The 20,614-nt window shown below is 45.2% G+C and carries 20 protein-coding genes and 1 riboswitch; of the genes, 14 read left to right on the forward strand and 6 right to left on the reverse strand.

The window, feature by feature from the left end; translation table 11 throughout:
- The 4 genes from H3U73_RS09835 to H3U73_RS09850 form a co-directional block, all read left to right on the forward strand.
- On the forward strand, nucleotides 1-1,847 hold a 1,847-nt coding region (locus H3U73_RS09835; RefSeq protein ID WP_198190485.1), incomplete at its 5' end, for a hypothetical protein.
- 100 nt (nucleotides 1,848-1,947) lie between these two features.
- Nucleotides 1,948-3,093 carry a DUF2827 domain-containing protein gene (locus H3U73_RS09840; RefSeq protein ID WP_198190486.1) on the forward strand — a complete coding sequence of 382 codons (1,146 nt, stop codon included), beginning with the start codon at nucleotides 1,948-1,950 and terminating at the stop codon, nucleotides 3,091-3,093.
- 3 nt (nucleotides 3,094-3,096) lie between these two features.
- Nucleotides 3,097-4,227 (forward strand): DUF2827 domain-containing protein, encoded by a 1,131-nt coding sequence (locus tag H3U73_RS09845; RefSeq protein ID WP_198190487.1) that lies wholly within the window; start codon nucleotides 3,097-3,099, stop codon nucleotides 4,225-4,227.
- A gap of 107 nt (nucleotides 4,228-4,334) precedes the next feature.
- Complete coding sequence (locus tag H3U73_RS09850; protein WP_198190488.1) at nucleotides 4,335-5,522, forward strand: DUF2827 domain-containing protein; 1,188 nt, start codon at nucleotides 4,335-4,337, stop codon at nucleotides 5,520-5,522.
- 3 nt (nucleotides 5,523-5,525) lie between these two features.
- On the opposite strand, the gene H3U73_RS09855 is transcribed toward H3U73_RS09850, so the two are convergent.
- The gene (locus tag H3U73_RS09855) at nucleotides 5,526-6,464 is read right to left on the reverse strand and encodes a D-2-hydroxyacid dehydrogenase (RefSeq protein WP_078474564.1); all 939 of its coding nucleotides are present in this window, start codon (nucleotides 6,462-6,464) and stop codon (nucleotides 5,526-5,528) included.
- 103 nt (nucleotides 6,465-6,567) lie between these two features.
- Here H3U73_RS09855 and H3U73_RS09860 point away from each other — a divergent pair, with 103 nt between their 5' ends.
- Both H3U73_RS09860 and mnmE read left to right on the forward strand, forming a co-directional pair.
- Nucleotides 6,568-6,894, forward strand: a complete 327-nt coding sequence (locus H3U73_RS09860; RefSeq protein WP_084550608.1) for an FKBP-type peptidyl-prolyl cis-trans isomerase — start codon at nucleotides 6,568-6,570, stop codon at nucleotides 6,892-6,894.
- Between the two features lie 72 nt (nucleotides 6,895-6,966).
- Nucleotides 6,967-8,343, forward strand: a complete 1,377-nt coding sequence (mnmE, locus tag H3U73_RS09865) for a tRNA uridine-5-carboxymethylaminomethyl(34) synthesis GTPase MnmE (protein ID WP_084550605.1) — start codon at nucleotides 6,967-6,969, stop codon at nucleotides 8,341-8,343.
- Between the two features lie 80 nt (nucleotides 8,344-8,423).
- On the opposite strand, the gene H3U73_RS09870 is transcribed toward mnmE, so the two are convergent.
- Entirely contained in the window at nucleotides 8,424-8,633 is a 210-nt protein-coding gene (locus H3U73_RS09870) for a DUF1653 domain-containing protein (RefSeq protein ID WP_198190489.1), read from the reverse strand.
- A 166-nt stretch (nucleotides 8,634-8,799) separates the two neighbouring features.
- Here H3U73_RS09870 and cysI point away from each other — a divergent pair, with 166 nt between their 5' ends.
- On the forward strand, nucleotides 8,800-10,569 hold the full coding sequence (gene cysI / locus H3U73_RS09875; protein WP_100125709.1) for an assimilatory sulfite reductase (NADPH) hemoprotein subunit: 1,770 nt from the start codon (nucleotides 8,800-8,802) through the stop codon (nucleotides 10,567-10,569).
- Nucleotides 10,570-10,666: 97 nt separating this feature from the next.
- On the opposite strand, the gene H3U73_RS09880 is transcribed toward cysI, so the two are convergent.
- On the reverse strand, nucleotides 10,667-11,686 hold the full coding sequence (locus tag H3U73_RS09880; protein WP_198190490.1) for a sulfate ABC transporter substrate-binding protein: 1,020 nt from the start codon (nucleotides 11,684-11,686) through the stop codon (nucleotides 10,667-10,669).
- 211 nt (nucleotides 11,687-11,897) lie between these two features.
- On the opposite strand from H3U73_RS09880, the gene H3U73_RS09885 reads away from it, so the two are divergent.
- Nucleotides 11,898-13,190, forward strand: coding sequence for an MFS transporter (locus tag H3U73_RS09885; protein WP_198190491.1), 1,293 nt, complete (start codon nucleotides 11,898-11,900; stop codon nucleotides 13,188-13,190).
- Between the two features lie 95 nt (nucleotides 13,191-13,285).
- On the opposite strand, the gene secB is transcribed toward H3U73_RS09885, so the two are convergent.
- Together secB and grxC are read right to left on the reverse strand one after the other, a co-directional pair.
- Nucleotides 13,286-13,750, reverse strand: a complete 465-nt coding sequence (gene secB, locus H3U73_RS09890) for a protein-export chaperone SecB (protein WP_025329677.1) — start codon at nucleotides 13,748-13,750, stop codon at nucleotides 13,286-13,288.
- 86 nt (nucleotides 13,751-13,836) lie between these two features.
- A complete protein-coding gene (grxC, locus tag H3U73_RS09895) occupies nucleotides 13,837-14,094 on the reverse strand; it encodes a glutaredoxin 3 (RefSeq protein WP_025329678.1) in 258 nt (85 codons plus the stop codon).
- Between the two features lie 130 nt (nucleotides 14,095-14,224).
- Here grxC and ftsE point away from each other — a divergent pair, with 130 nt between their 5' ends.
- Both ftsE and ftsX read left to right on the forward strand, forming a co-directional pair.
- Nucleotides 14,225-14,878 carry a cell division ATP-binding protein FtsE gene (ftsE, locus tag H3U73_RS09900; RefSeq protein ID WP_198190492.1) on the forward strand — a complete coding sequence of 218 codons (654 nt, stop codon included), beginning with the start codon at nucleotides 14,225-14,227 and terminating at the stop codon, nucleotides 14,876-14,878.
- Nucleotides 14,869-15,786 carry a permease-like cell division protein FtsX gene (gene ftsX / locus H3U73_RS09905; RefSeq protein WP_172397530.1) on the forward strand — a complete coding sequence of 306 codons (918 nt, stop codon included), beginning with the start codon at nucleotides 14,869-14,871 and terminating at the stop codon, nucleotides 15,784-15,786. Before ftsE ends, ftsX begins: the two co-directional genes overlap by 10 nt.
- 62 nt (nucleotides 15,787-15,848) lie before the next feature.
- On the opposite strand, the gene aroG is transcribed toward ftsX, so the two are convergent.
- Complete coding sequence (gene aroG, locus H3U73_RS09910) at nucleotides 15,849-16,904, reverse strand: 3-deoxy-7-phosphoheptulonate synthase AroG (RefSeq protein WP_100125712.1); 1,056 nt, start codon at nucleotides 16,902-16,904, stop codon at nucleotides 15,849-15,851.
- 270 nt (nucleotides 16,905-17,174) lie between these two features.
- A riboswitch (PreQ1 riboswitch) is annotated at nucleotides 17,175-17,219 on the forward strand.
- 6 nt (nucleotides 17,220-17,225) lie between these two features.
- Between aroG and queF the strand changes: the two genes are divergently transcribed.
- From queF to H3U73_RS09930, 4 genes are all read left to right on the forward strand, one after another.
- Nucleotides 17,226-17,696: a preQ(1) synthase gene (queF, locus tag H3U73_RS09915; RefSeq protein ID WP_025329682.1), complete on the forward strand. Its 471-nt coding sequence runs from the start codon at nucleotides 17,226-17,228 to the stop codon at nucleotides 17,694-17,696.
- Between the two features lie 100 nt (nucleotides 17,697-17,796).
- Entirely contained in the window at nucleotides 17,797-18,456 is a 660-nt protein-coding gene (locus H3U73_RS09920) for a 7-cyano-7-deazaguanine/7-aminomethyl-7-deazaguanine transporter (protein ID WP_084550577.1), read from the forward strand.
- A 130-nt stretch (nucleotides 18,457-18,586) separates the two neighbouring features.
- Nucleotides 18,587-19,691, forward strand: a protein-coding gene (prfB, locus tag H3U73_RS09925; RefSeq protein WP_096766013.1) for a peptide chain release factor 2 whose coding sequence is annotated in 2 segments (ribosomal slippage) — nucleotides 18,587-18,667 and nucleotides 18,669-19,691 — 1,104 coding nt in all. Because the reading frame shifts where the segments join, the coding sequence is not laid out codon by codon here.
- A gap of 63 nt (nucleotides 19,692-19,754) precedes the next feature.
- Nucleotides 19,755-20,594, forward strand: coding sequence for a glycosyltransferase family 2 protein (locus H3U73_RS09930; RefSeq protein ID WP_084550574.1), 840 nt, complete (start codon nucleotides 19,755-19,757; stop codon nucleotides 20,592-20,594).
- Nucleotides 20,595-20,614 lie beyond the last annotated feature (20 nt).

Below are 20,614 nucleotides of genomic sequence, written 5' to 3' on the forward strand. Positions count from 1 at the left end.
AAAACGTATCCAGCCTGTCAACAGGACTGAACACAGCAAATAGCGATATAGCCAGCCTGTCAAGCGGATATGTTAATATCAATAATCGGGTATCTTCATTAAATCAGGATGCCCTGCAATGGAATAGCGGTATTAGCGCATATGATGCCAGCCATGGAAGCGGTAGCGCACAAAGAATTACCCATGTAGCTGCCGGTGATGTATCAGCACATTCAACCGATGCAATTAACGGAGGTCAGCTCTTTAGTCTCTCCAGTTACATCTCTGTTTCAACCAGTCTGAGCAGTCTGTCAACAACTGTTTCATCAGCTGTTACTAGTCAAATCAATTCTATAGGCAGTTCTCTGTTCAGTAATTATGAAAGTCTGTCAAGCACAGTAAGCAGTGTGTCAACTGCTTCCGGAAATATGCAGACAGTTATGTCTTATCTGAACGAGCATGCGATCCAATGGAATGAGGAACAAGGCGGATTTGATGCAGGCCAAATCAATGGTATGACTCGTGGTTCTACTCCTGATGATCGTGGCAAAAAAATTGTGAATCTGGCAGATGGTGATCTTACTGCAGATTCGCATGATGCGGTAAATGGCGGCCAGTTATACACAGTAAAATCTGATCTGAGTTCTTTGTCAACATCCACTTCAACAGCGATATCAGATTTATTGATTGGCACAGACCTGGGCAGTATGCTTACCAGTATCTCTGATCTGAATGCGAATGCGTTACAGTGGAATGATAGTAGTAAAGTTTATGATGCTGCTCGCGGAAGTATTGAAGGACAGAGAATTACCGGTGTTAAAAGCGCTAGTATAGCAGCCGGTTCTCTTGATGCAGTGAATGGTGGTCAGTTGTGGGATGTACAACAAAGTATCAATACCTTGTCATCAAGCCTGTCAACAGCAGTAAGCGGTCTGCCCGCAGGCACTATTTCTGATGATGCACTGTCGAGTCTGTCAACTGCAATCAGTAAAAACATAGACAGTCAGATTTCCTCTGTAGCATCTTATCTGGGTACTGCCTCACAATCGGACACAAATAGTATTAAGCCGCCTAAATACGATATTACTACGCCGTCGGGCAGTGTGGTGTCAGCCAATAATGTAAAAGATGCACTGGAAAATCTGGAAAATTATGGCACTAAATATGCAAAGAGTAACTCAGCAAAAGCAGCCTCAGTTGCACAGGGGGTTGATTCAGTTGCAATAGGCGGCGCATCAATGGCCAGCGGCACCTCAGCAGTTGCCATCGGTGATTCTGCCAGCGCATCGTCAGCCAATGGTGTTGCTCTGGGCAGTCAGGCGAAAGTAACTCAGAGCGGAGGCGTAGCACTCGGATCCGGATCGGTGGCAAATACATCAGCCGGTAAAGAGGGCTATATACCGGTAACGGCAACGCAGCAGCAGACAGCAGCAATCCGGGCAACGAAGAGTACAGAAGGAGCGGTATCTGTAGGAGATGCATCGAAAGGTGTATACCGTCAGATAACCGGGGTTGCCGCGGGTACGGCTGATACTGATGCAGTCAATGTGGCTCAGCTTAAGGGTGTGAATAATCAGGTTAGCATGATAAATGAATATGTTAACCAGATGAATGACAACATTCATCATGTTGAGCGTCGTGCCTATTCCGGTACGGCACTGGCCATGGCTCTGTCCGGTGCTTATCTGCCCTCCCTGAATGGTGGTGAACAGACCGTTGGTGTTGGTGTCGGTGCATATCGTGGCTATGGTGCTGTCGGCCTTAACTTTAAGGCAGCAAGTAAGAACGGCAAAGTGACATGGGGTGCAGGTGTTTCTACTACGGGCAAAGAGACAGCTGTTAATTCAGTACTTGGCTTTAAATGGTAAGAAAACCTGATTAAAAGCAGACTTCCGGGTTTTTCCTGTGAAGTCTGTAAATCTTATTTATTGATCACTAATTGTATTTTTACTAAGAATACGGATTAACATGCGTATCGGTATTTCTGTTATTACTCATGCCAATCAGAATATCTGGGAAAATGGCATGAGTCAGAATATTATATTTTTAGTTCAGAGCCTGAAGGCTATTCCGTTTGTTAAAGCAGTTGATCTGATTAATGTGGGCGGGCAGCCGGGAATGGCAGAGCAAATTGATTTAAGTTTGTTTGATTTGCATCTGATGTCTGAACAGGAAGCTGAGGATGCTTTTGATGTCATTATTGAACTGGCTGGCGCGTTAAGTCCGCACTGGCTGGCGTTGCAGCGGGCACGCGGGAAAAAAGTGGTATTTTATTGTGTTGGTCAGCCTTATGTTGGTCTGGCAGAATACAATGTCTTTGAAAAACCGACCAGTTTTCCGCCGGTAGACCGTTCTGATGAAGTATGGGTTTTGCCTAAAGATAAGGGCTATATTCCGATGCTGCGGACAATGTACCGTTGTCCGGTACATGTTACGCCCTATTTGTGGGATCCGATGTTTGTATCCAGACGTAAGCAGGAAATTTCTGAGCATGGTTTCTATTTTGGCTGGCGCGATAATTTTCAGGATGGTGTTAAAACGCCGTTGAATGTGGCTATTTTCGAGCCTAATATTTCAGTGGTGAAGACTTCATCCATTCCGATGCTGGCCTGTGATGAAGCCTATCGGGCAGAGCCGCAGTCAATAGGTATGATGCATGTGCTCAATACGCTGCATATGAAAGATCATCTGACAATGCTGTATCTGGCCAATTCACTGAATCTGGTAAAAGACCATAAAGCGTGTTTTTACGGCCGCCATGATATTGCCGGTTTTATGGCACAGCATGCCAATGCGGTGGTTTCGCATCAATGGTGCAATGACCAGAATTATTTGTATCTGGATGCACTGTATGGTGATTATCCACTGATTCATAATTCACCTTGGTTAAAAGAGTTTGGTGCCGGCTATTATTATCCGGATTTTAATGCTGCAGAGGCAGGCAGACTGCTTATTCATGCCTGGCAGCATCATGAGGAAAATCTGGGCAGTCAGCGGCAGGCTTCTCAGGCTTTGTTTAAGGCCACTTCACCTCTGACAGAAGCCAATATCGCTGCTCATGCACAATTATTAACTAATCTGTGTGCTGATCGTCCGGAATTATTAAGGAATTAACTCATGTCGTCGGTGTCTTCACTTCGTATCGGTGTTTCAATTTATGTGCGTAAAGGAGCACAGTCGCTGTGGGAAAACGGTATTTTTCAGAATTGTCTGTTTCTGGCGATGCTGTTACAAAAATCACCGGTTGTCAGTAATACTGTGTTGGTTGCCGGTTCCGGTGACGGTGACATGCAGGACGCAATGAATTTTCTGAAGGATTCACCAGTACCAGTAATTGACATGGCCAGTGCTCTGAACGAGCTGGATGTCATGATTGAAATGAGTGCTCAGCTATCCAAAGAGTGGATGATAAGTTTCAAGGCTCAGGGTGGTAAAGTAGTCAGTATGCGGGTAGGTAATGATTATGTGATTGATATTGAACGCATGCTGTTCAATAAACCTTCTGCATTGCTGATTACAGGTGCGCCATATGATGAGGTATGGACATTACCTGAGTATGAGAAAAGCTGTATGCCCTATTTTGCCAGTACTTTTCGTACTCCGGTCAGAATTATGCCGCATTTGTGGAGTCCGGTTATTCTGAATAAGGCTTGTGAAAGACTGCCGGAAAATGAGAAGTTCGGATATCGGCCTGGCCGCAGACGCTGGCGTATTGGTATGTTTGAGCCGAATATGTGTATGGTAAAAACCAGTTATATACCTATGCTGGTCTGTGAAAATGCGCATCGTCTGAATCCGGATTTTATTGAACATATCTATGTTTGTAATACTCTGAATCTGAAAGAGCAGAGTGCTTTTAATCTATTTGCCCATAGTCTGAATATTATTCGTCATGGTCTGGCATCGTTTGAAGGCCGTTACCCGATCTGGCAGGTTGTATCACGCTACTGTGAAGCTATTGTTTGTCATCAGTGGGAAAATGCGCAGAATTATCTTTATTATGAAGCTTTATATGGCGGTTATCCGCTGATTCATAATTCGCATCTGATTGGTGATTGCGGGTATCGCTACCATGATTTTGATTGCGAAGAAGGCGGGCAGAAACTGGCAGATGCGTATAAGATGCACGATGAAAATCTTGCCGGTTATCGTGAAAAAGCAACAGCTTTTCTGGCAACTCTGGATCCGGAGGCAGAAAGTAATGTGCGCTGTTATACTAAAGCACTGAAATCTCTGTTTAAAGTATAGATTATCTTAAATTGATCGATATTTTAGTCTAATGTGTTCCTGCATAAAAGCTGCTGCTGATAAAACATATAAAACCGGTTGTTGGTGAAATATTTCCATAAAAAAATATGAATTTATCTAATACATCAAATTTGAATTCCGGCCATGTTCAGGATACCGGAGCCGCGCGCCTGCGTATAGGAATTACTATTGGTCTGAGTCACCCTGAAGAAACGCTGTGGAATAATGGTATTAAACAGAATGCTGTTTTTCTTGCTGAAGCATTGAAAAACTGTCCTAATGTAGATTCTGTGGTTCTGGCTAATACAACAGATGTGCCGGTTACTTCACGCTTACCATGGGATTTGGAGAGATGGCCGACCAAAAGTTTTATTGAGGTCAAGGATCAGATAGATGTATTGATTGAACTGGGCGGGCAGATTAGTGCTGAACAAACGGCTTATATTAAAGACCGGGGTGTACACCTGATTTCTTACTGCTGCGGTTTTGAATATATCCATATGATGGAGTCGGTTTTGTTTGCCCGCAATATGGGCGGGGCCAACCTGTTTATTAATCAGCGTTATGATGATATCTGGATGATTCCGCAGGTAGCCAATTGCAGTCGGGCTTATTTTGAAATATTCCGCCGCCACGAAGCACGTGTCGTGCCATTTGTGTGGAGTCCGGTCTTCCTGAATCAGAAGACCGCAGCTATGCCTTTTCAGGGTTTATGGCAGGTTCCGGTATCCGGTAAAGGCTGGCGTTTGTCGGTTATGGAGCCGAATATCGATGTGGTTAAATTCTGCCTGTATCCGATTCTGATTGCTGAAATAGTCTATCGTGATAAACCGGAATCTATTGATATTTTGCAGGTTTGTAATGCTTTGCCGATGGCGCAGAAATCCATGGAATTCATTGCGCTGATGAATCAGCTGGATATTGTGAAAAAGCACAAATCAGTATTTCTGGGGCGTTATGATACACCGACATTTCTGGCAACCAATACAGATGCGGTAATATCTCATCAATGGGAAAATCCGCTAAATTATTTCTATCTGGAAGTGTGCTGGCAGGGATATCCTTTGATTCATAATGCTGAGCTGATTTCAGATCTTGGCTATTATTATCAGGGTAATGATGTGCAAGCGGGTGCTAAACAGTTGCTATCTGCGATGAATGAGCATGCTGATAACTCAGCTCATTATATAGATGAGCAGCGGCGGCAGATTGCCCGCTTTCTGCCGGATAATACTGATTTAGTGGCCGGCTATTCTGCATTACTGACAGAACTCAAAGCCAGACCACTACGCTAATTGCTATTTATTTTCCTGCATAAAAGTATTGATATTATCCTCCAGCATGCTACAGATACGCTGTATGGCTTCTTCGCTGCCCCATGCCATATGCGGGGTAATAATCAGGTTAGGCAGGTGAGCTCGCAGTAACGGATTGCCATGTACCGGTGGTTCCTCGCTAAGTACATCTACGCCTGCTCCGCCTAACTGACCATATTTCAACGCCGCAACCAGTGGCTGTTCTGCAACCAGACCACCTCGTCCGACATTAATCAGTACGGCTTGCGGCTTCATCATTTTTAATTCCGCTTCATCAATCATATTGCGGGTTTGTTCATTCAGCGGGCAATGCAGGGAAATCACATCAGCTTGTTGTAATAGCTGGGTAAATGGGGTATAGCCATCCCGGCAACTACTGGCGTTTTTGTGTTCTCCCCAGAGAACATGCATTCCGAATGCCTGCGCCCGTGCAGCTAAAGCCTGTCCGATACCACCTTTCCCGAAAATTCCCAGTGTTTTGCCGTTCAAATCATGTATAGGTGCACCGAAATGGCAGAAAAAAGGGCTGTTTTCCCATAAGCCGGCAGCAACATCGCGCTGATAAGCAGGTAACTGGCGCATCAGTGCCAGAATCAGCATCATGGCATGTTCGGCAACCGTATCGTTTCCATAACCGCGAACATTACGAATACCGACATTGTGTTGTTGTGCTGTTTGCCGGTCAATGTGATCCAGACCGGTAGCCGGCACCGCAATTAACTGTAAGTGCGGACTATTGCGAATAGCTTCAGCATTAATTCGCACTTTATTGGATATAACAATATTTGCCTGAGCAATCCGGCCGGCTACTTCATCCGGGCTGGTATGGCTATAGCTGGTAATGTGATGAGGAAATTTGAAGTTAAACGGATATTCGGGCAGGGTTGCACGGTCCAGAAAAACGATTTCGCTGGTAGTCATATTATCTCCTGTTAATTGAAAAGCCTGCTATGGACAATAACATGCATGGGTTGAATGTCTGTGTTACAGTGTACGCTAATTTATTAATCAAGGATGAATGAATATGGATCTGGTGATTGAAGATTTGCAGCAGGGTACGGGTACGGAAGCTCAAAAGGGTAAGGAAATTACGGTACATTATACTGGTATGCTGGAAGACGGTACGGTGTTTGATTCCAGTGTTACCCGTCAGCAGCCGTTAACATTTACTCTGGGTGCGGGTATGGTTATTGCCGGCTGGGATGAAGGATTTAATGGTATGAAGGTAGGCGGTAAACGCAAGCTGACTATTCCGCCGCATATGGCTTATGGCAGCCGGGGTGCGGGTGGTGTGATTCCGCCTGATGCCACACTGATTTTTGATGTGGAATTGTTGCAGGTTGATGATTAAGCTGTTGCACGCTGATTTTGCTCAGGCAGCTGTTTCAGGCTGCCTGAACTGTTTTAATAAGCAGGGATTCTGATGATGGAAACTAATCCGACTATTGCTGCTATTGCGACTGCTCCGGGACGTGGTGGCGTAGGCGTAGTACGTTTATCCGGTAAAAATCTGTTGTCTCTGGCACAAAAATTAAGTGGTGGAAAAACACCGGTGCCGCGCAAAGTGATGTATACCGATTTTGTTGATGAGCAGGATACGGTTATTGATAATGGTCTGTTGTTGTATTTTGCAGAGCCGGCCAGCTTTACCGGTGAAGATGTAATTGAGTTGCAGGGGCATGGCGGACCTGTGGTGTTGCAGATGCTATTGCAGCGCTGTTTGCAACTGGGTGCGCGGCTGGCAGAGCCAGGTGAATTTACTAAACGTGCCTTTTTAAATAATAAGCTGGATCTGGCGCAGGCTGAAAGTGTGGCTGATTTGATTGATGCTTCCAGTCAGTCGGCCGCACGGATGGCAGTACGCAGTTTGAAGGGTGCTTTTTCTGAAGAAATTCACCGGCTGGTTGATGATCTGATTACTTTGCGTATGCTGGTGGAGGCAACTCTGGATTTTCCGGAGGAGGACATCGATTTTCTTCAGGCCGCAGATGCAAGCGGCAAGCTTAAGCAGTTACGTGACTGTCTGGACAAGGTATTACAGCATGCACAGCAGGGCGCACTGCTGCGTGAAGGAATGAATGTGGTACTGGTGGGTGCGCCTAATGTAGGTAAATCAAGTCTGCTTAATGCACTGGCTGGCGACGATATAGCTATTGTTACTGATATCGCCGGTACAACCAGGGATACAGTAAGGGAACAGATTACTCTGGACGGGGTACCTGTCCATATTATTGATACAGCTGGTCTGCGGGAAACAGAAGATGTGGTTGAACGTATTGGTATTGAGCGCAGTCAGCAGGCTGTACAGCAGGCAGATGTAGCGCTGATACTGATTGACCAGCGTGAAGGACTCAATGCCACTACTGCGGCAATTCTGGCGCAGTTACCGGCCAGTTTGCACAAAATCGAAGTACACAACAAGATTGATTTAACAGGAGAAGCAGCCAGCTGTGTTTCACGTGAAACGGGAAAATTGCGGGCATTAACGGATGCCGGTCAGGTCATTGCTTTGTCGGCCAGAACAGGTGAAGGGCTGGACTTATTGCGTCAGGCTTTATTACAGCAGGTAGGCTGGCAGGGTGAAAGTGAAGGGCTTTTTCTGGCACGAACACGCCACATTCAGGCGCTTGAACAGGCCAAAGAGGAATTGTTAAATGCCAGTATGTGTCAGGAAAATCAAATTGAATTGTTTGCAGAGCATTTGCGTCTGGCGCAGAATGCATTGAATGAGATTACTGGTGAATTCAGTGCCGATGATTTGCTGGGTGTTATATTCAGCCGTTTTTGTATTGGTAAATAAATTTTACACAGTTATTATTACTAAATGAAAGCACTAACTATCAATTTTAACGGATAGTTAGTGCTTTTTTGCTTTACTGGTTAAAGAGGCTGTATTAAAGCAAATCTTGGCAGTAGTTGTCCGTTAACACTTATGGTTTCATTAAACATACTTTTGGGACGTACCCAGGTTGAATAATCGCCGTACAGGCACTGGTAAATAACCAGTTCTTCTTCGGTTTCACTATGGCGTGCTGTACCGGTAACCTGATAAAGCCTGCCTTTATAGTGCTGATAAATGCCTCGTTGCATAGGTATTTCCTACATAGTCAGATACAGCCGGAGAGCGCCGGCTGTCAGAGGTGTTATAACTAAAATCTCTTTAATTACAACTCGGTATTCTTTTGGCTGAAAGCCGATTAATTATACAATGGTTTGAATGAATTATAACAAGATGCCATATTAAGGAATACTGTAAATGAATAATGACCCGCGAGCCAGAATGCCAGATGCACCATTGGCCGACAATGAACGGCTGAAAGGTGAAAGTAATTATTTATACGGGCAGATTGCTGCCGATTTACATGATGGGATTACCGGCGGGTTTAATGGTGATGATTTTCAGCTGATTCGTTTTCATGGTATGTACGAGCAGGATGACCGCGATGTCCGTGCCCAGCGACAGGCAGCCAGACTGGAACCGTTGAAAAATGTAATGATGCGCTGCCGTCTGCCCGGCGGAATTATTACCCCGAAACAATGGCTGGGAATTGATGAATTTGCTACTGCACATACACTTTATGGCAGTATTCGTCTGACTACACGCCAGACCTTTCAGTTTCATGGCGTGCTGAAACCGGATATTAAACCGATGCATCAGTGGCTGCATCAGCTCGGTCTGGATTCAATTGCTACCGCCGGTGATATTAATCGTAATGTGCTGTGCACCAGTAACCCGATTGAAAGCAGTTTACATCGTGAAGCCTATGAGTGGGCGTGTAAGATTTCTGAGCATTTACTGCCGCGAACACATGCTTATGCTGATATCTGGCTGGATGGTGAAAAGGTGCTTAGCTCAGAACCGGCTGCACCATTGTCAGATGGTGTTAGTAATGATGCGGTCGAACCGATCAATGGTAAGACTTATTTGCCACGTAAATTTAAAACTGCTCTGGTTATTCCGCCACTGAATGATGTGGATTTACATGCCAATGATTTGAATTTTGTCGCTATTGGTGAGGGCGGTCATCTTGTTGGTTTTAATGTACTGGTAGGCGGCGGACTGTCTATTGATCATGGTAATCAGCGTACATTCCCGAATACCGCTAAGGATTTTGGTTTTATTCCGGTGGAGCAGGCTGTACGCTGTGCTGAGGCTGTGGTTACTACCCAGCGCGACTGGGGTAATCGCAGTGATCGCAAAAATGCACGTACACGTTACACTTTGCAGCGTGTAGGCGCAGAAGTATTTAAGGAGGAGGTTGAGCGCCGGCAGGGTTTTAAATTTGCTGCCAGCCGCCCTTATGAACTCACTGAACGCGGTGATCGCATTGGCTGGGTACAAGGGGAAGACGAACGCTGGCATCTGACCTTATTTATTGAAAACGGCCGTTTACTTGACTATCCTGACCGGCCGCTGAAAACCGGTATGCGTGAATTAGCCAGAATTCATAAAGGTGATTTCCGCCTGACAGCCAATCAGAATGTGATTATTGCCGGTGTGCATGCTGAAGATAAGGATGAAATTGAACGGATTGCCCGTAAATATAAACTCATTGACGATGAAATCACGGAACAGCGTAAAAACAGTATGGCCTGTGTGGCTTTTCCAACCTGTCCGCTGGCGATGGCTGAATCTGAACGGTTTTTATCCGGTTTCATTGATCAGGTCGATGCGCTTATGGCGCAATATGGTTTGTCTAAGGAGCATATTATTCTGCGGGTAACCGGTTGTCCGAATAACTGCGGTCGTGCGTTACTGGCCGAAATCGGGCTGATAGGCAAAGCAGTCGGCCGTTATAATCTGTACGTTGGCGGTAACCGGGCTGGCACGCGTATTCCGCGTTTGTTCCGCGAGAATATTACAGTTGATGAAGTGCTGGCTATCTTGCAGGATTGGATTGCGCGCTGGGCACAGGAGCGTAATAATGCTGAGGATTTTGGTGATTTTGCTATTCGTACCGGTATTGTTAAACCGGTGGTAGATGCCGCAGTAGATTTCTGGGATGCAGATAAAGTTTCAGTGTAAACGACTAATCAGAAAAGAGAAATTTCTGTAATTTAATTAAATAGTCCGGATACCTGATAACAGGTCCGGACTATTTTTATGTATGGATGGTGTCAGATTATGGCTGCTGATTGGCATAAATCTGATCAAATATACCGCCATCGCTGAAAAAGCGTTGTTGAGCTTCTTTCCAGCCACCAAATTCTTTATCAATGGTCACCAGTTGCAGGCTGGGAAACTGGTGCCGGTATTCTGCTATGATTTTCGGATTCACCGGTCTGAAATAACTTTGTGCTATCAGACGCTGGGCACTGTCGCTATACAGATATTGCAGATAGGCAGTGGCCAGCCGGCGTTTATCCGGGGTAAGAACATTACTGTCAACAACGGCTACCGGCGGTTCACATAAAATTGAAAGTGACGGTGTGACGATTTCAAATTCGTCAGGAGACTGTTTAAGTGCCAGTCTGGCTTCATTTTCCCATGCCAGTAATACATCGCCGAGCTGGCGGTGGGTAAAGGTGATGGTAGCGGCACGTGCTCCGGTATCCATCATGGGTACATGCCGGAGTAAAGCTTGCAGATATGCCTGAGCACTGGCATCACTACCGTTTGGCTGATGCTTCGCCCAAGCCCATGCAGCGAGAAAATTCCAGCGTGCACCACCGGATGTTTTAGGATTAGGTGTGATAATCTGAACATTGTTACGGATCAGATCTCCCCAGTCGCGGATGTGTTTGGGATTGCCCTTACGCACCAGAAAAACAATGGTAGAGGTATAGGGGGTGCTGTTATGGGGTAAACGCTGCTGCCAGTCCGGTTGCAGTAATGTTTTTTTGCCACGGTTCAGAGCATTGATGTCTCCGGCCAGCGCCAGTGTCACCACATCGGCTTTAAGACCATTCTGTACAGCAATAGCCTGTTTACCGGAACCTCCGTTGGACTGGCGGATATGCACTTTCTGACCGGTTTGCTGATACCAGTAGTTTTCAAAATCAGTATTGTAGTGCTGATACAATTCACGTGTAGCATCGTAAGAAGCGTTCAGCAGAGTTGCTCTGCTGCCGGAGTTGTTATCGCAAGATGTCAGACCTGCAATTATTGCTGCCAGCAGACCGTAGCGCCAGAATATATTCATGCCGGAAAATAGGTTTTAGACGATGTTTTAATGTAGCAATGCTGGTGCGGGTACGGAAATACTGTTTTTTTGTTTCTTTATAACCAAAAGCAAGATAGCAGCCTAATAATCAGATGGAATGTAAGTAGTGAGGGCTGTGAATTTGAAAAAGTTGGCTTAGGCTGTTATAAACCGCTTTTAATTTTTTTATCTGTTTAATTGAGAAAGTTACATGAAGAGCCGGAATGCAGATGTTGCAGCTGAACAAAAGCTGTTAACACGGGAAGATGTGCGTACGCTGATGCTGTCATCCTTTGGCGGGGCGCTGGAATTTTATGATTTTGTCATTTATGTTTTTTATGCCAAAGTGCTGTCTGAACTGTTTTTTCCGGCAGGTTTAAATCCATTCTGGGCGCTGCTGAATACTTACGGAATTTTTGCTGCCGGTTATCTGTTTCGTCCGCTGGGCGGTATTGTGATGGCGCATTTTGGTGATTTATTCGGGCGCAAGCGTTTGTTTGCATTGTCTATTATGATGATGGCTTTACCTACGTTATGTCTGGGGCTGATGCCTACTTTTGCTACTATCGGCTATGCAGCTCCTATACTGCTATTAGTATTACGCATGATTCAGGGTGTGGCTATTGGCGGAGAAATTCCGGCAGCCTGGACTTTTGTGTCTGAACATGTACCTGAAAAACGTATTGGTATGGCAAATGGTTTTCTCACAGGCGGGTTGTCGCTGGGAATATTACTGGGCTCTCTGATTGCGCTGGGTATGGCAAAACTTTTCAGTAGTGAAGCTATTCTAAACGGAGCATGGCGCATACCTTTTATTATTGGCGGGCTGTTTGGGCTGCTGACTCTGTATTTACGCAGCTATCTGCATGAAACGCCGGTTTTCAAAGCAATGCAGCAACGCAAGGAGCTGGTAACGGAAATGCCGGTTAAAGTTCTGGTTTCTAAACATAAAACTGCTGTATCTATCGGCATGCTGCTTACCTGGTTTCTGACTGGCTGTATTGTGGTGATTTTGCTGGCTATGCCGCAGTTATTAACCGGCAGTTTCGGATTTTCCAGTACGCAGGCATTTGAAATGCAGAGTATGGCTATTGTGATGCAAATGCTGGGCTGTGTGATTTATGGTTTGCTGGCAGATCGGCTGGGTACCGGACGGGTACTGATTGGCGGAATCGTGTTTACAGGTGTAATGACAGCGTTATTTTATCCGGCACTGGGCAAATTCAGTGATAGCCTGATTTTTGTTCTGTATTTATTGCTAGGGTTGGCGGCTGGTGTGGCCGGTATTGTTTCAGCTGCCATGATACGAATGTTTCCGCCGGCTATACGGTTTACAGGGATTTCTTTTTCTTACAATGTGGCTTACGCCATTGTCGGCGGTTTAACCTTGCCTCTGGTGCAGTGGTTAAGTCGTTTTAGTCCGATTGGCGCAATGTATTATATTCTGCCCTTATGTGTAGTAGGTGTACTGGCTGCCGGAGTATTTCAAAGTCGTTACCGGTGATGTTGTAGCTGCATAGTAACAGATATAAAAAAGCTGCTTTATCCGCAAGTATATATTGCATCAGCATAAAGCAGCTTTTTATCTATAATCCTATATCAGGCATTGCCGGCGTTAGCCTGTTCAGCCTGATACATGGCTTCGAAATTGATCGGAGCCAGCATTACCGGCGGGAAGCCGGAGCGTGTAATGGTATTAGATACAGTTTCGCGTGCATAAGGGAACAGAATATTCGGAGCAGCTACAGCCAGCAGCAGTTCTACATCCTCATCCGGGATGTTGGCAATGCGGAAGATACCGCTTTGTGCCACTTCATTCAGAAACAATACACGTTCTTCAGTCATTTTTGCAGTAACAGTAACAGTTACTGTTACATTATAAAATTCATCTTCCAGTTTTTCAGAAGCAGAAGTAACACGCATTTCAATTTGAGGTTCTCCGCTTTCCAGAAAGATCTGTGGCGCATGCGGTACTTCCAGTGATAAATCTTTCAGATAAATTTTTTCAATACTGAATACCGGTTGTTGTGAGGTTTGTTCTGGTGTTTTTTCTTTTTTGCTCATGCTTTTCTTTCAACAAGGGAATAAAATTAATATTGCGGATTTCATCTGGTTGTACCGGATGAAAAGTGAAAAAAGATAGTACGTGCTTAACCTGCGAGCAGAGCGTCTAGTTTACCTGCTTGATTCAAAGCATTCAAATCATCAAAGCCGCCGACATGTACCTCACCGATATAAATCTGCGGAACAGTCCGGCGGCCGGTACGCTGCATCATCTGCTCTCGGATTTGCGCATCCGTATCAATCCGGATCTCATTGATGTCGGTTACACCTTTTTGTTTGAGTAACGCTTTGGCCATCTGGCAATAAGGGCATACCCCGGTGGTATACATGGTAATCGGTTGCATTGCAGTTTCCTTATTTACGGACAGGTATAAGCATACCGCGAACTTGCGATACTGGATAGGTGCAGGCTTTCTTTGAGCGTATGCTGCGGTATAATCGAACAATACTTATATAACAAACGGACATATAAAGATGATTCGTTTTGAACAGGTTTCGAAAACGTATCCGGGCGGTTTTACTGCGCTGAAAAACTTAAGTTTTTCTATCAACAAAGGTGAAATGATTTTTATTGCAGGCCATTCCGGTGCAGGTAAGTCAACAATTCTTAAACTGATAAGCGGTATTGTTAAACCTACTAAGGGCAAGGTCTGGCTGAATAATCAGGATTTGGGGCGGCTAAATGATAACCAGCTCGGTTATTTGCGTCAGCATATCGGTATTGTTTTTCAGGATCATAAATTATTATTTGACCGCAATGTGTTGCAAAATGTGATGTTACCTCTGCGTATCACCGGTTATGAGCGTAAACAGGCTGAGCGGCGGGCGCGGATAGCGATTGAAAAAGTTGGTCTGAGCGGACGTGAGCTGGCTGATCCGATTACTTTGTCCGGCGGCGAGCAGCAGCGGTTGTGTATTGCGCGTGCTGTGGTACATCAGCCCAGCCTGCTGATTGCAGATGAACCGTCTGCCAATCTGGACAGAGCCTATGCACTGGATATTATGGAATTGTTTAAAACATTTCATGAGGCCGGTACTACGATTATGGTGGCAGCACATGATGAAACATTAATGGCAGACTACGGACACCGTATTATCCGCTTACAGGAAGGCAGGTTATACGCATGATCCAGTTTATTTCTCTGCATAAAGAAGCGGCATGCAAGGCATTACGTCAATTACTGCGTCAGCCGGTGGCAACCCTGCTTATTTTACTTATGCTGGCCATCGCCATGACTTTACCGCTGGCTCTGTATCTGGGTGTACAGAGCGGTCAGCAGGTACTGGGACAGATGAATGAAGTGCCCACCATGACACTTTATATGCAGATTAATGCCACCGCCGATGATAATCATACTGTTGAAAAAGCCTTAAAGGCCAATAAACAACTTGAAAAAGTAGTATTTGTGAGTAAACAGCAAGGGCTGGAAGAGTTGCAGCGCAGCATGGGTAATCAGGATTTGGTTTCAATGCTTGACAGTAACCCTCTGCCGGATGCATTCACGGTTACACCGCAGGCAGGTTCGCCGGAAGAACTGACTGCCTTACAGACTCAGCTTGAACAATTACCTATGGTTGAAAGCGTAAAAATGGATGCTGAGTGGATGCAGACGCTGTATCAGATTAATCAGTTTATCCATCAGTTGTTGTGGTTTCTGGCCATTACACTGGGTCTGGCTTTTGCTCTGGTTGCTTACAATACTATCCGGTTACAAATTCTCAGCCATCGGGAAGAAATCGAAATTACCAAACTGCTGGGTGCTCCGGCATCATTTATCCGCCGGCCGTTTCTGTATCTGGCTATCTGGCAGAGCCTGCTGGCTGCGGCAATCAGCATTGGTTTGTGTTACTGGCTTAATTATCAGACCCAGCCTTTACTCAGTGCGATTTTGCAGCCGTATGGCGTGCATGTTGTCTGGCGTTTTTTCAATCTATGGGAAATACTGGCTATTATGCTGGTAGTCTGCGGATTGGGTATGCTGGGCGCATGGCTGGCTACGCGTCAGCATTTGCTTAGCTTTAAATCAGTACGGTAAAAAATTATCCCCGCAAATAGCGGGGATAATTTTAAGGTATCACACATTAGTGTCGATACTGTTTACTTTTGCTGACGTGCCTGTGCAGCCTGTGCCAGTAAGGCAAGCATAGTTTCTGTTTCTTCCCAGCCAATACAGGCATCGGTAATACTCTGACCGTAATTTTCCGGGTTATCCTGTCGTCCGGCCATCAGATTACTTTCTACCATTACGCCCATAATGTGCTGTTCACCTGCCTGAATCTGTGTGGCAATATCCTGTGCTACCTCCATTTGCCGGCGATAATCCTTGCGGCTGTTGGCATGGCTGCAATCGATCATCAGATTAGGAGTAACCTGATTTTTGTTCAGTTCATTTACCGCCGCCTGTACATATTCATGGCTGTAATTAGGCTCTTTACCGCCACGCAGAATGATGTGGCAGTCAGGATTGCCGCTGGTGCGTACAATGGCCGAATGGCCGGCCTTGGTCACTGAAAGAAAATGATGCGGATGGCTGGAAGCACCAATGGCATCAATAGCAATTTTCAGATTGCCGTCAGTACCATTTTTGAAACCTACCGGACAGCTTAAACCTGAGGCCAGCTCACGGTGTACCTGACTTTCGGTTGTACGGGCACCAATTGCTCCCCATGAAATCAGGTCGGCAAAATACTGCGGAGTAATCATGTCCAGAAATTCAGTAGCTGCCGGCATCCCCATATTGTTTAATTCCAGCAGCAGCTTACGTGCCAGACGCAAACCATAGTTAATATCATAGGAACCATCAATATGCGGATCGTTAATAAATCCTTTCCAGCCTACCGTAGTACGCGGTTTTTCAAAGTAAACCCGCATAACAATCAGTAATTCTTGTGCATATTTTTCACGTAATACATTCAGACGCTGAGCGTATTCAATAGCAGCTGCCGGATCATGGATAGAACACGGACCGATAATCACCAGTAGACGTTTATCCTTGCCATGTACCAGATCAGCAATAGCATGGCGTGTATTGTGTACTACCTCAGAGGCCTGCTCTGTAATGGGCAATTCGTATAAATGAGCAATGGGTGGCAACAGTTCCTTAATTTCTTTAATTCTGACATCATCAATTGGGCGGGATGCTACCTGATTCATAGTAATTCCTGTCTGACTCTATTATTTTAAATTTTTCGTGATTTATCCATCAGGCTATAATGAATATGCTTAAAAAGCAAGGATAAAACTTTGGTAAAGATATATTATTGCTTAAATTCGGATTTAAATAACATTTAATTATTTTTTATGATGATTTTTTATAAATTATCGGAATAATATACTAATAATAACCATTATATTGTCTTTACGTAGTAGAGTGGATTTTACTGATATAGTTTTGATTTCAGACAAATTTCAGGTACAATCGCCCACCCTGTGGTTCGTAAACCTCCCACATAAAAAAACTAGGAAATCAAATATATGCGTGCGCAAAATAATCTGGGCACGGTGAGCCTGCTGGGTAATCAGCATACGGAATACCGTAGTGATTATGCCCCGGAGCTGCTGGAAGCCTTCGACAATCAACACCCTGATAACGATTATTTCGTTAAATTTATCTGTCCTGAATTCACCAGTCTGTGCCCGAAAACCGGCCAGCCGGACTTTGCTACCATTTATATCAATTATTTACCGCGTTTGCGTATGGTAGAAAGCAAATCATTAAAACTGTATCTGTTCAGTTTCCGCAATCATGGTGATTTTCATGAAGATTGTGTCAATATCATCATGAAAGATCTGATTGCCCTGATGCAGCCCAAATACATTGAAGTATATGGTGAATTTACTCCGCGTGGCGGCATCGCCATCCATCCGTATGCCAATTATGGTGAACCTGATACACGCTATAGCGATATGGCTGCACAGCGCTTACTTCAGTTTCAGGTGAAATAAGTCTTCTTAAAATGACACAAGTATCTCAGGCTGCCGGTTTACATCATCCGGGCAGTTTTACTGCCTGGCGCAGTTACCGATACGACTGATAGGAATAAATATGTATGAATTTTCTGATGCGCAACGCTATAAGGCATTGCGCTGGCTGACGTTCTGGCACATGCTGGTAATCGTAGCCAGTAATTATCTGGTACAGTTCCCTTTTACTTTATTTGGATTACACAATACCTGGGGTGCTTTTACCTTTCCGTTTATTTTTCTTACCACTGATTTAACTGTACGAATTTTTGGTTCAGGTCTGGCGCGCCGAATCATTTTCTGGGTAATGCTGCCATCATTACTGTTTTCTTATGCCATTTCTGTCCTGTTTCAGGACGGGCACTGGATGGGCTGGGCGGCATTAAGCCATTTTGATTTATTTGTTGCCCGCATTGCCCTGGCCAGTTTTACAGCCTATGTGGTCGGTCAGCTGATGGATATTCTGGTATTTAACCGGCTGCGGCAGTGCCGGCGCTGGTGGCCTGCTCCCAGTGCTTCTGCTGTTTTAGGCAGTGCTGTAGATACATTGCTGTTTTTTGCTGTTGCGTTTTACCATTCGCCGGATGCATTTATGGCCGAGAACTGGTTACAGATTTCCCTGACCGATTATGCGTTCAAAATCAGCGTTGCCGCTCTGTTTTTCCTGCCTGCTTATGGTATCGTACTGCGCTATTTATTATACAAACTAACTGCTTTAGCGCCACGTACCGTAAACGGGTAAAAAGAATTATCAATCAACATCTGATTACAATTTATTCTTTATCATCAGGCCGCTTAAAAGCGGCCTGATTGACACACCGGCTTCTGTTATAATACGCGCCTATTTTCAAATACATGGCTAAGAGAACATCATGGAAGCGGAGCAAATTAATCAATTAAATAATATTCTGGATGATATGGCATCCCGTAGTCACGATTTACGGAGGTATCTTTGACTACGCTGGCAAAAAAGACCGCCTCGAAGAAGTAATTGGTCTGTCAGAAGATCCTGAGTTGTGGAATGATCCGAAAAAAGCTCAGGAAGTCGGTAAAGAACGCAAAGTGCTGGAGGGTATCGTACTCACACTGGATCATCTGCACAGCGGTATCGAAGATAACCGGATGCTGCTGCAGATGGCTGTGGAGGAAAATGATACAGACGGTTTTGAAGCGGTTCAGGCAGATATTACCGCCTTACAGGATGAACTGGCACAGCTTGAATTCAAACGTATGTTTAATCAGCCTGCCGATGTTAATAACTGCTTCATAGATATTGTTGCCGGCGCCGGCGGTACAGAGGCCGAAGACTGGGCTGGGATGCTGTTGCGCATGTACGTGCGCTATGGCGAACGCAAAGGCTTCAAAGTAGAAATACTTGAAGAAGATGAAGGCGAAATTGCCGGTGTGAATCGTGCTACCATCAAACTGGACGGAGAATACGCTTACGGATTGCTGCGTACTGAAACCGGTATTCACCGTCTGGTACGGTATTCACCTTTTGATTCAAATAATAAACGGCATACTTCATTTGCATCGGTATTTGTTTATCCGGAAGTCGATGACAGCTTTGAAATTGAAATCAATCCGGCTGATTTGCGTATTGATACCTATCGTGCTTCTGGAGCTGGTGGTCAGCACATTAATAAAACTGATTCAGCTGTACGTATTACTCATGAACCAACCGGTATTGTGGTGCAGTGCCAGAATGACCGTTCTCAGCACCGCAACCGCGAAGAAGCAATGAATATGCTTAAGGCAAAATTGTTCGAGCTGGAAATGCGCCGTCGTAATGAAGAAAAGCAGAATCTGGAAGCCAGTAAAGATGATGTGGGCTGGGGACATCAGATTCGTTCTTATGTATTCGACTCTTCGCGAATCAAGGATTTACGTACCGGCTATGAAGTCGGCAATATCAAGGCAGTTATGGATGGCGACCTTGATGGCTTTATTGAAGCCAGTCTGAAACAGGGTGTTTAAGAAACAGTCACGCGGCTGTCTGATGTATTCAGACAGCCTTAATTTTTTAAGGTGTGTAGCAGCATGAATTATATTGATGTCATTATTCCCTGCTACAACGCAGAAAATACACTGGGACGGGCTGTAGAAAGTGTGCTGGCGCAGCCGGAACTCGGTTGTCTGTGGCTGGTTGATGATGCTTCCACCGATAATACCGTCACCTTGATCCAACAGTGGCAACAGCGTTATCCGCAAAAAATTCGTGCAGAATATCTGGCTTCTAACCGCGGACCTGCGCTGGCGCGCAACTGGGGAGCATTACTGTCTGCCAGAAGCCATATTGCTTTTCTGGATGCCGATGACGCCTATCAGCCTTATGCCTTACAGGCAGCATGTGCTGTATTTCACTTTCGCCCGAACAGCGGTTTATTGCGCCTGCCGGTAACCGGATACAATATTCCGGAAAAATACTGTAAGCATGAACAGTTTAATCTGGCCTGGCGCACATTTGAAATGATTACCGCTACCAATACTGTTTTTAACCGTGCCTATTTTCTTGCCTGTGGTGGTTTTCCGGCTGACTCGCTGTTTCGGCAGCTGGGCGGGGAAGATGGTGCACTTGGTCTGGCGACAATAGAAAGCTGCATGGTCGCTACCCTTTTTGATAAAGCCGGCATGACCGACATCGGTGTCAATTTTTATGGTCATGACAGTATGTATGTATGTAAACTGCTGGATTCGATGCTGTTCGGACAGACTCATTCTGACTGTGATGAGTCTGCGTTGCAGCAAGCCAATGCTGTTACTCAGACTATTGTGCACCGTTTGCATGATTTGCGTCAGATACTGAATCATCCGAAACCGGGAAAGCAGGCACTACAGTTTTTTACTGATGAACCGGTTAATACCGAAACTTTGGATTAACTGAAAATTGTCTTTTGATA

Origin of the sequence: Snodgrassella sp. W8124 (assembly GCF_016100875.1) — a bacterium.
GTDB classification, from domain to species: domain Bacteria; phylum Pseudomonadota; class Gammaproteobacteria; order Burkholderiales; family Neisseriaceae; genus Snodgrassella; species Snodgrassella alvi.

Coding starts and splice junctions, on each gene's coding strand:
- H3U73_RS09840 (WP_198190486.1), top strand. CDS start 1,948: ATGCGTATCGGTATTTCTGTTATTACTCATGCCAATCAGAATATCTGG.
- H3U73_RS09845 (WP_198190487.1), top strand. CDS start 3,097: ATGTCGTCGGTGTCTTCACTTCGTATCGGTGTTTCAATTTATGTGCGT.
- H3U73_RS09850 (WP_198190488.1), top strand. CDS start 4,335: ATGAATTTATCTAATACATCAAATTTGAATTCCGGCCATGTTCAGGAT.
- H3U73_RS09855 (WP_078474564.1), bottom strand. CDS start 6,464: ATGACTACCAGCGAAATCGTTTTTCTGGACCGTGCAACCCTGCCCGAA.
- H3U73_RS09860 (WP_084550608.1), top strand. CDS start 6,568: ATGGATCTGGTGATTGAAGATTTGCAGCAGGGTACGGGTACGGAAGCT.
- mnmE (WP_084550605.1), top strand. CDS start 6,967: ATGATGGAAACTAATCCGACTATTGCTGCTATTGCGACTGCTCCGGGA.
- H3U73_RS09870 (WP_198190489.1), bottom strand. CDS start 8,633: ATGCAACGAGGCATTTATCAGCACTATAAAGGCAGGCTTTATCAGGTT.
- cysI (WP_100125709.1), top strand. CDS start 8,800: ATGAATAATGACCCGCGAGCCAGAATGCCAGATGCACCATTGGCCGAC.
- H3U73_RS09880 (WP_198190490.1), bottom strand. CDS start 11,686: ATGAATATATTCTGGCGCTACGGTCTGCTGGCAGCAATAATTGCAGGT.
- H3U73_RS09885 (WP_198190491.1), top strand. CDS start 11,898: ATGAAGAGCCGGAATGCAGATGTTGCAGCTGAACAAAAGCTGTTAACA.
- secB (WP_025329677.1), bottom strand. CDS start 13,750: ATGAGCAAAAAAGAAAAAACACCAGAACAAACCTCACAACAACCGGTA.
- grxC (WP_025329678.1), bottom strand. CDS start 14,094: ATGCAACCGATTACCATGTATACCACCGGGGTATGCCCTTATTGCCAG.
- ftsE (WP_198190492.1), top strand. CDS start 14,225: ATGATTCGTTTTGAACAGGTTTCGAAAACGTATCCGGGCGGTTTTACT.
- aroG (WP_100125712.1), bottom strand. CDS start 16,904: ATGAATCAGGTAGCATCCCGCCCAATTGATGATGTCAGAATTAAAGAA.
- queF (WP_025329682.1), top strand. CDS start 17,226: ATGCGTGCGCAAAATAATCTGGGCACGGTGAGCCTGCTGGGTAATCAG.
- H3U73_RS09920 (WP_084550577.1), top strand. CDS start 17,797: ATGTATGAATTTTCTGATGCGCAACGCTATAAGGCATTGCGCTGGCTG.
- H3U73_RS09930 (WP_084550574.1), top strand. CDS start 19,755: ATGAATTATATTGATGTCATTATTCCCTGCTACAACGCAGAAAATACA.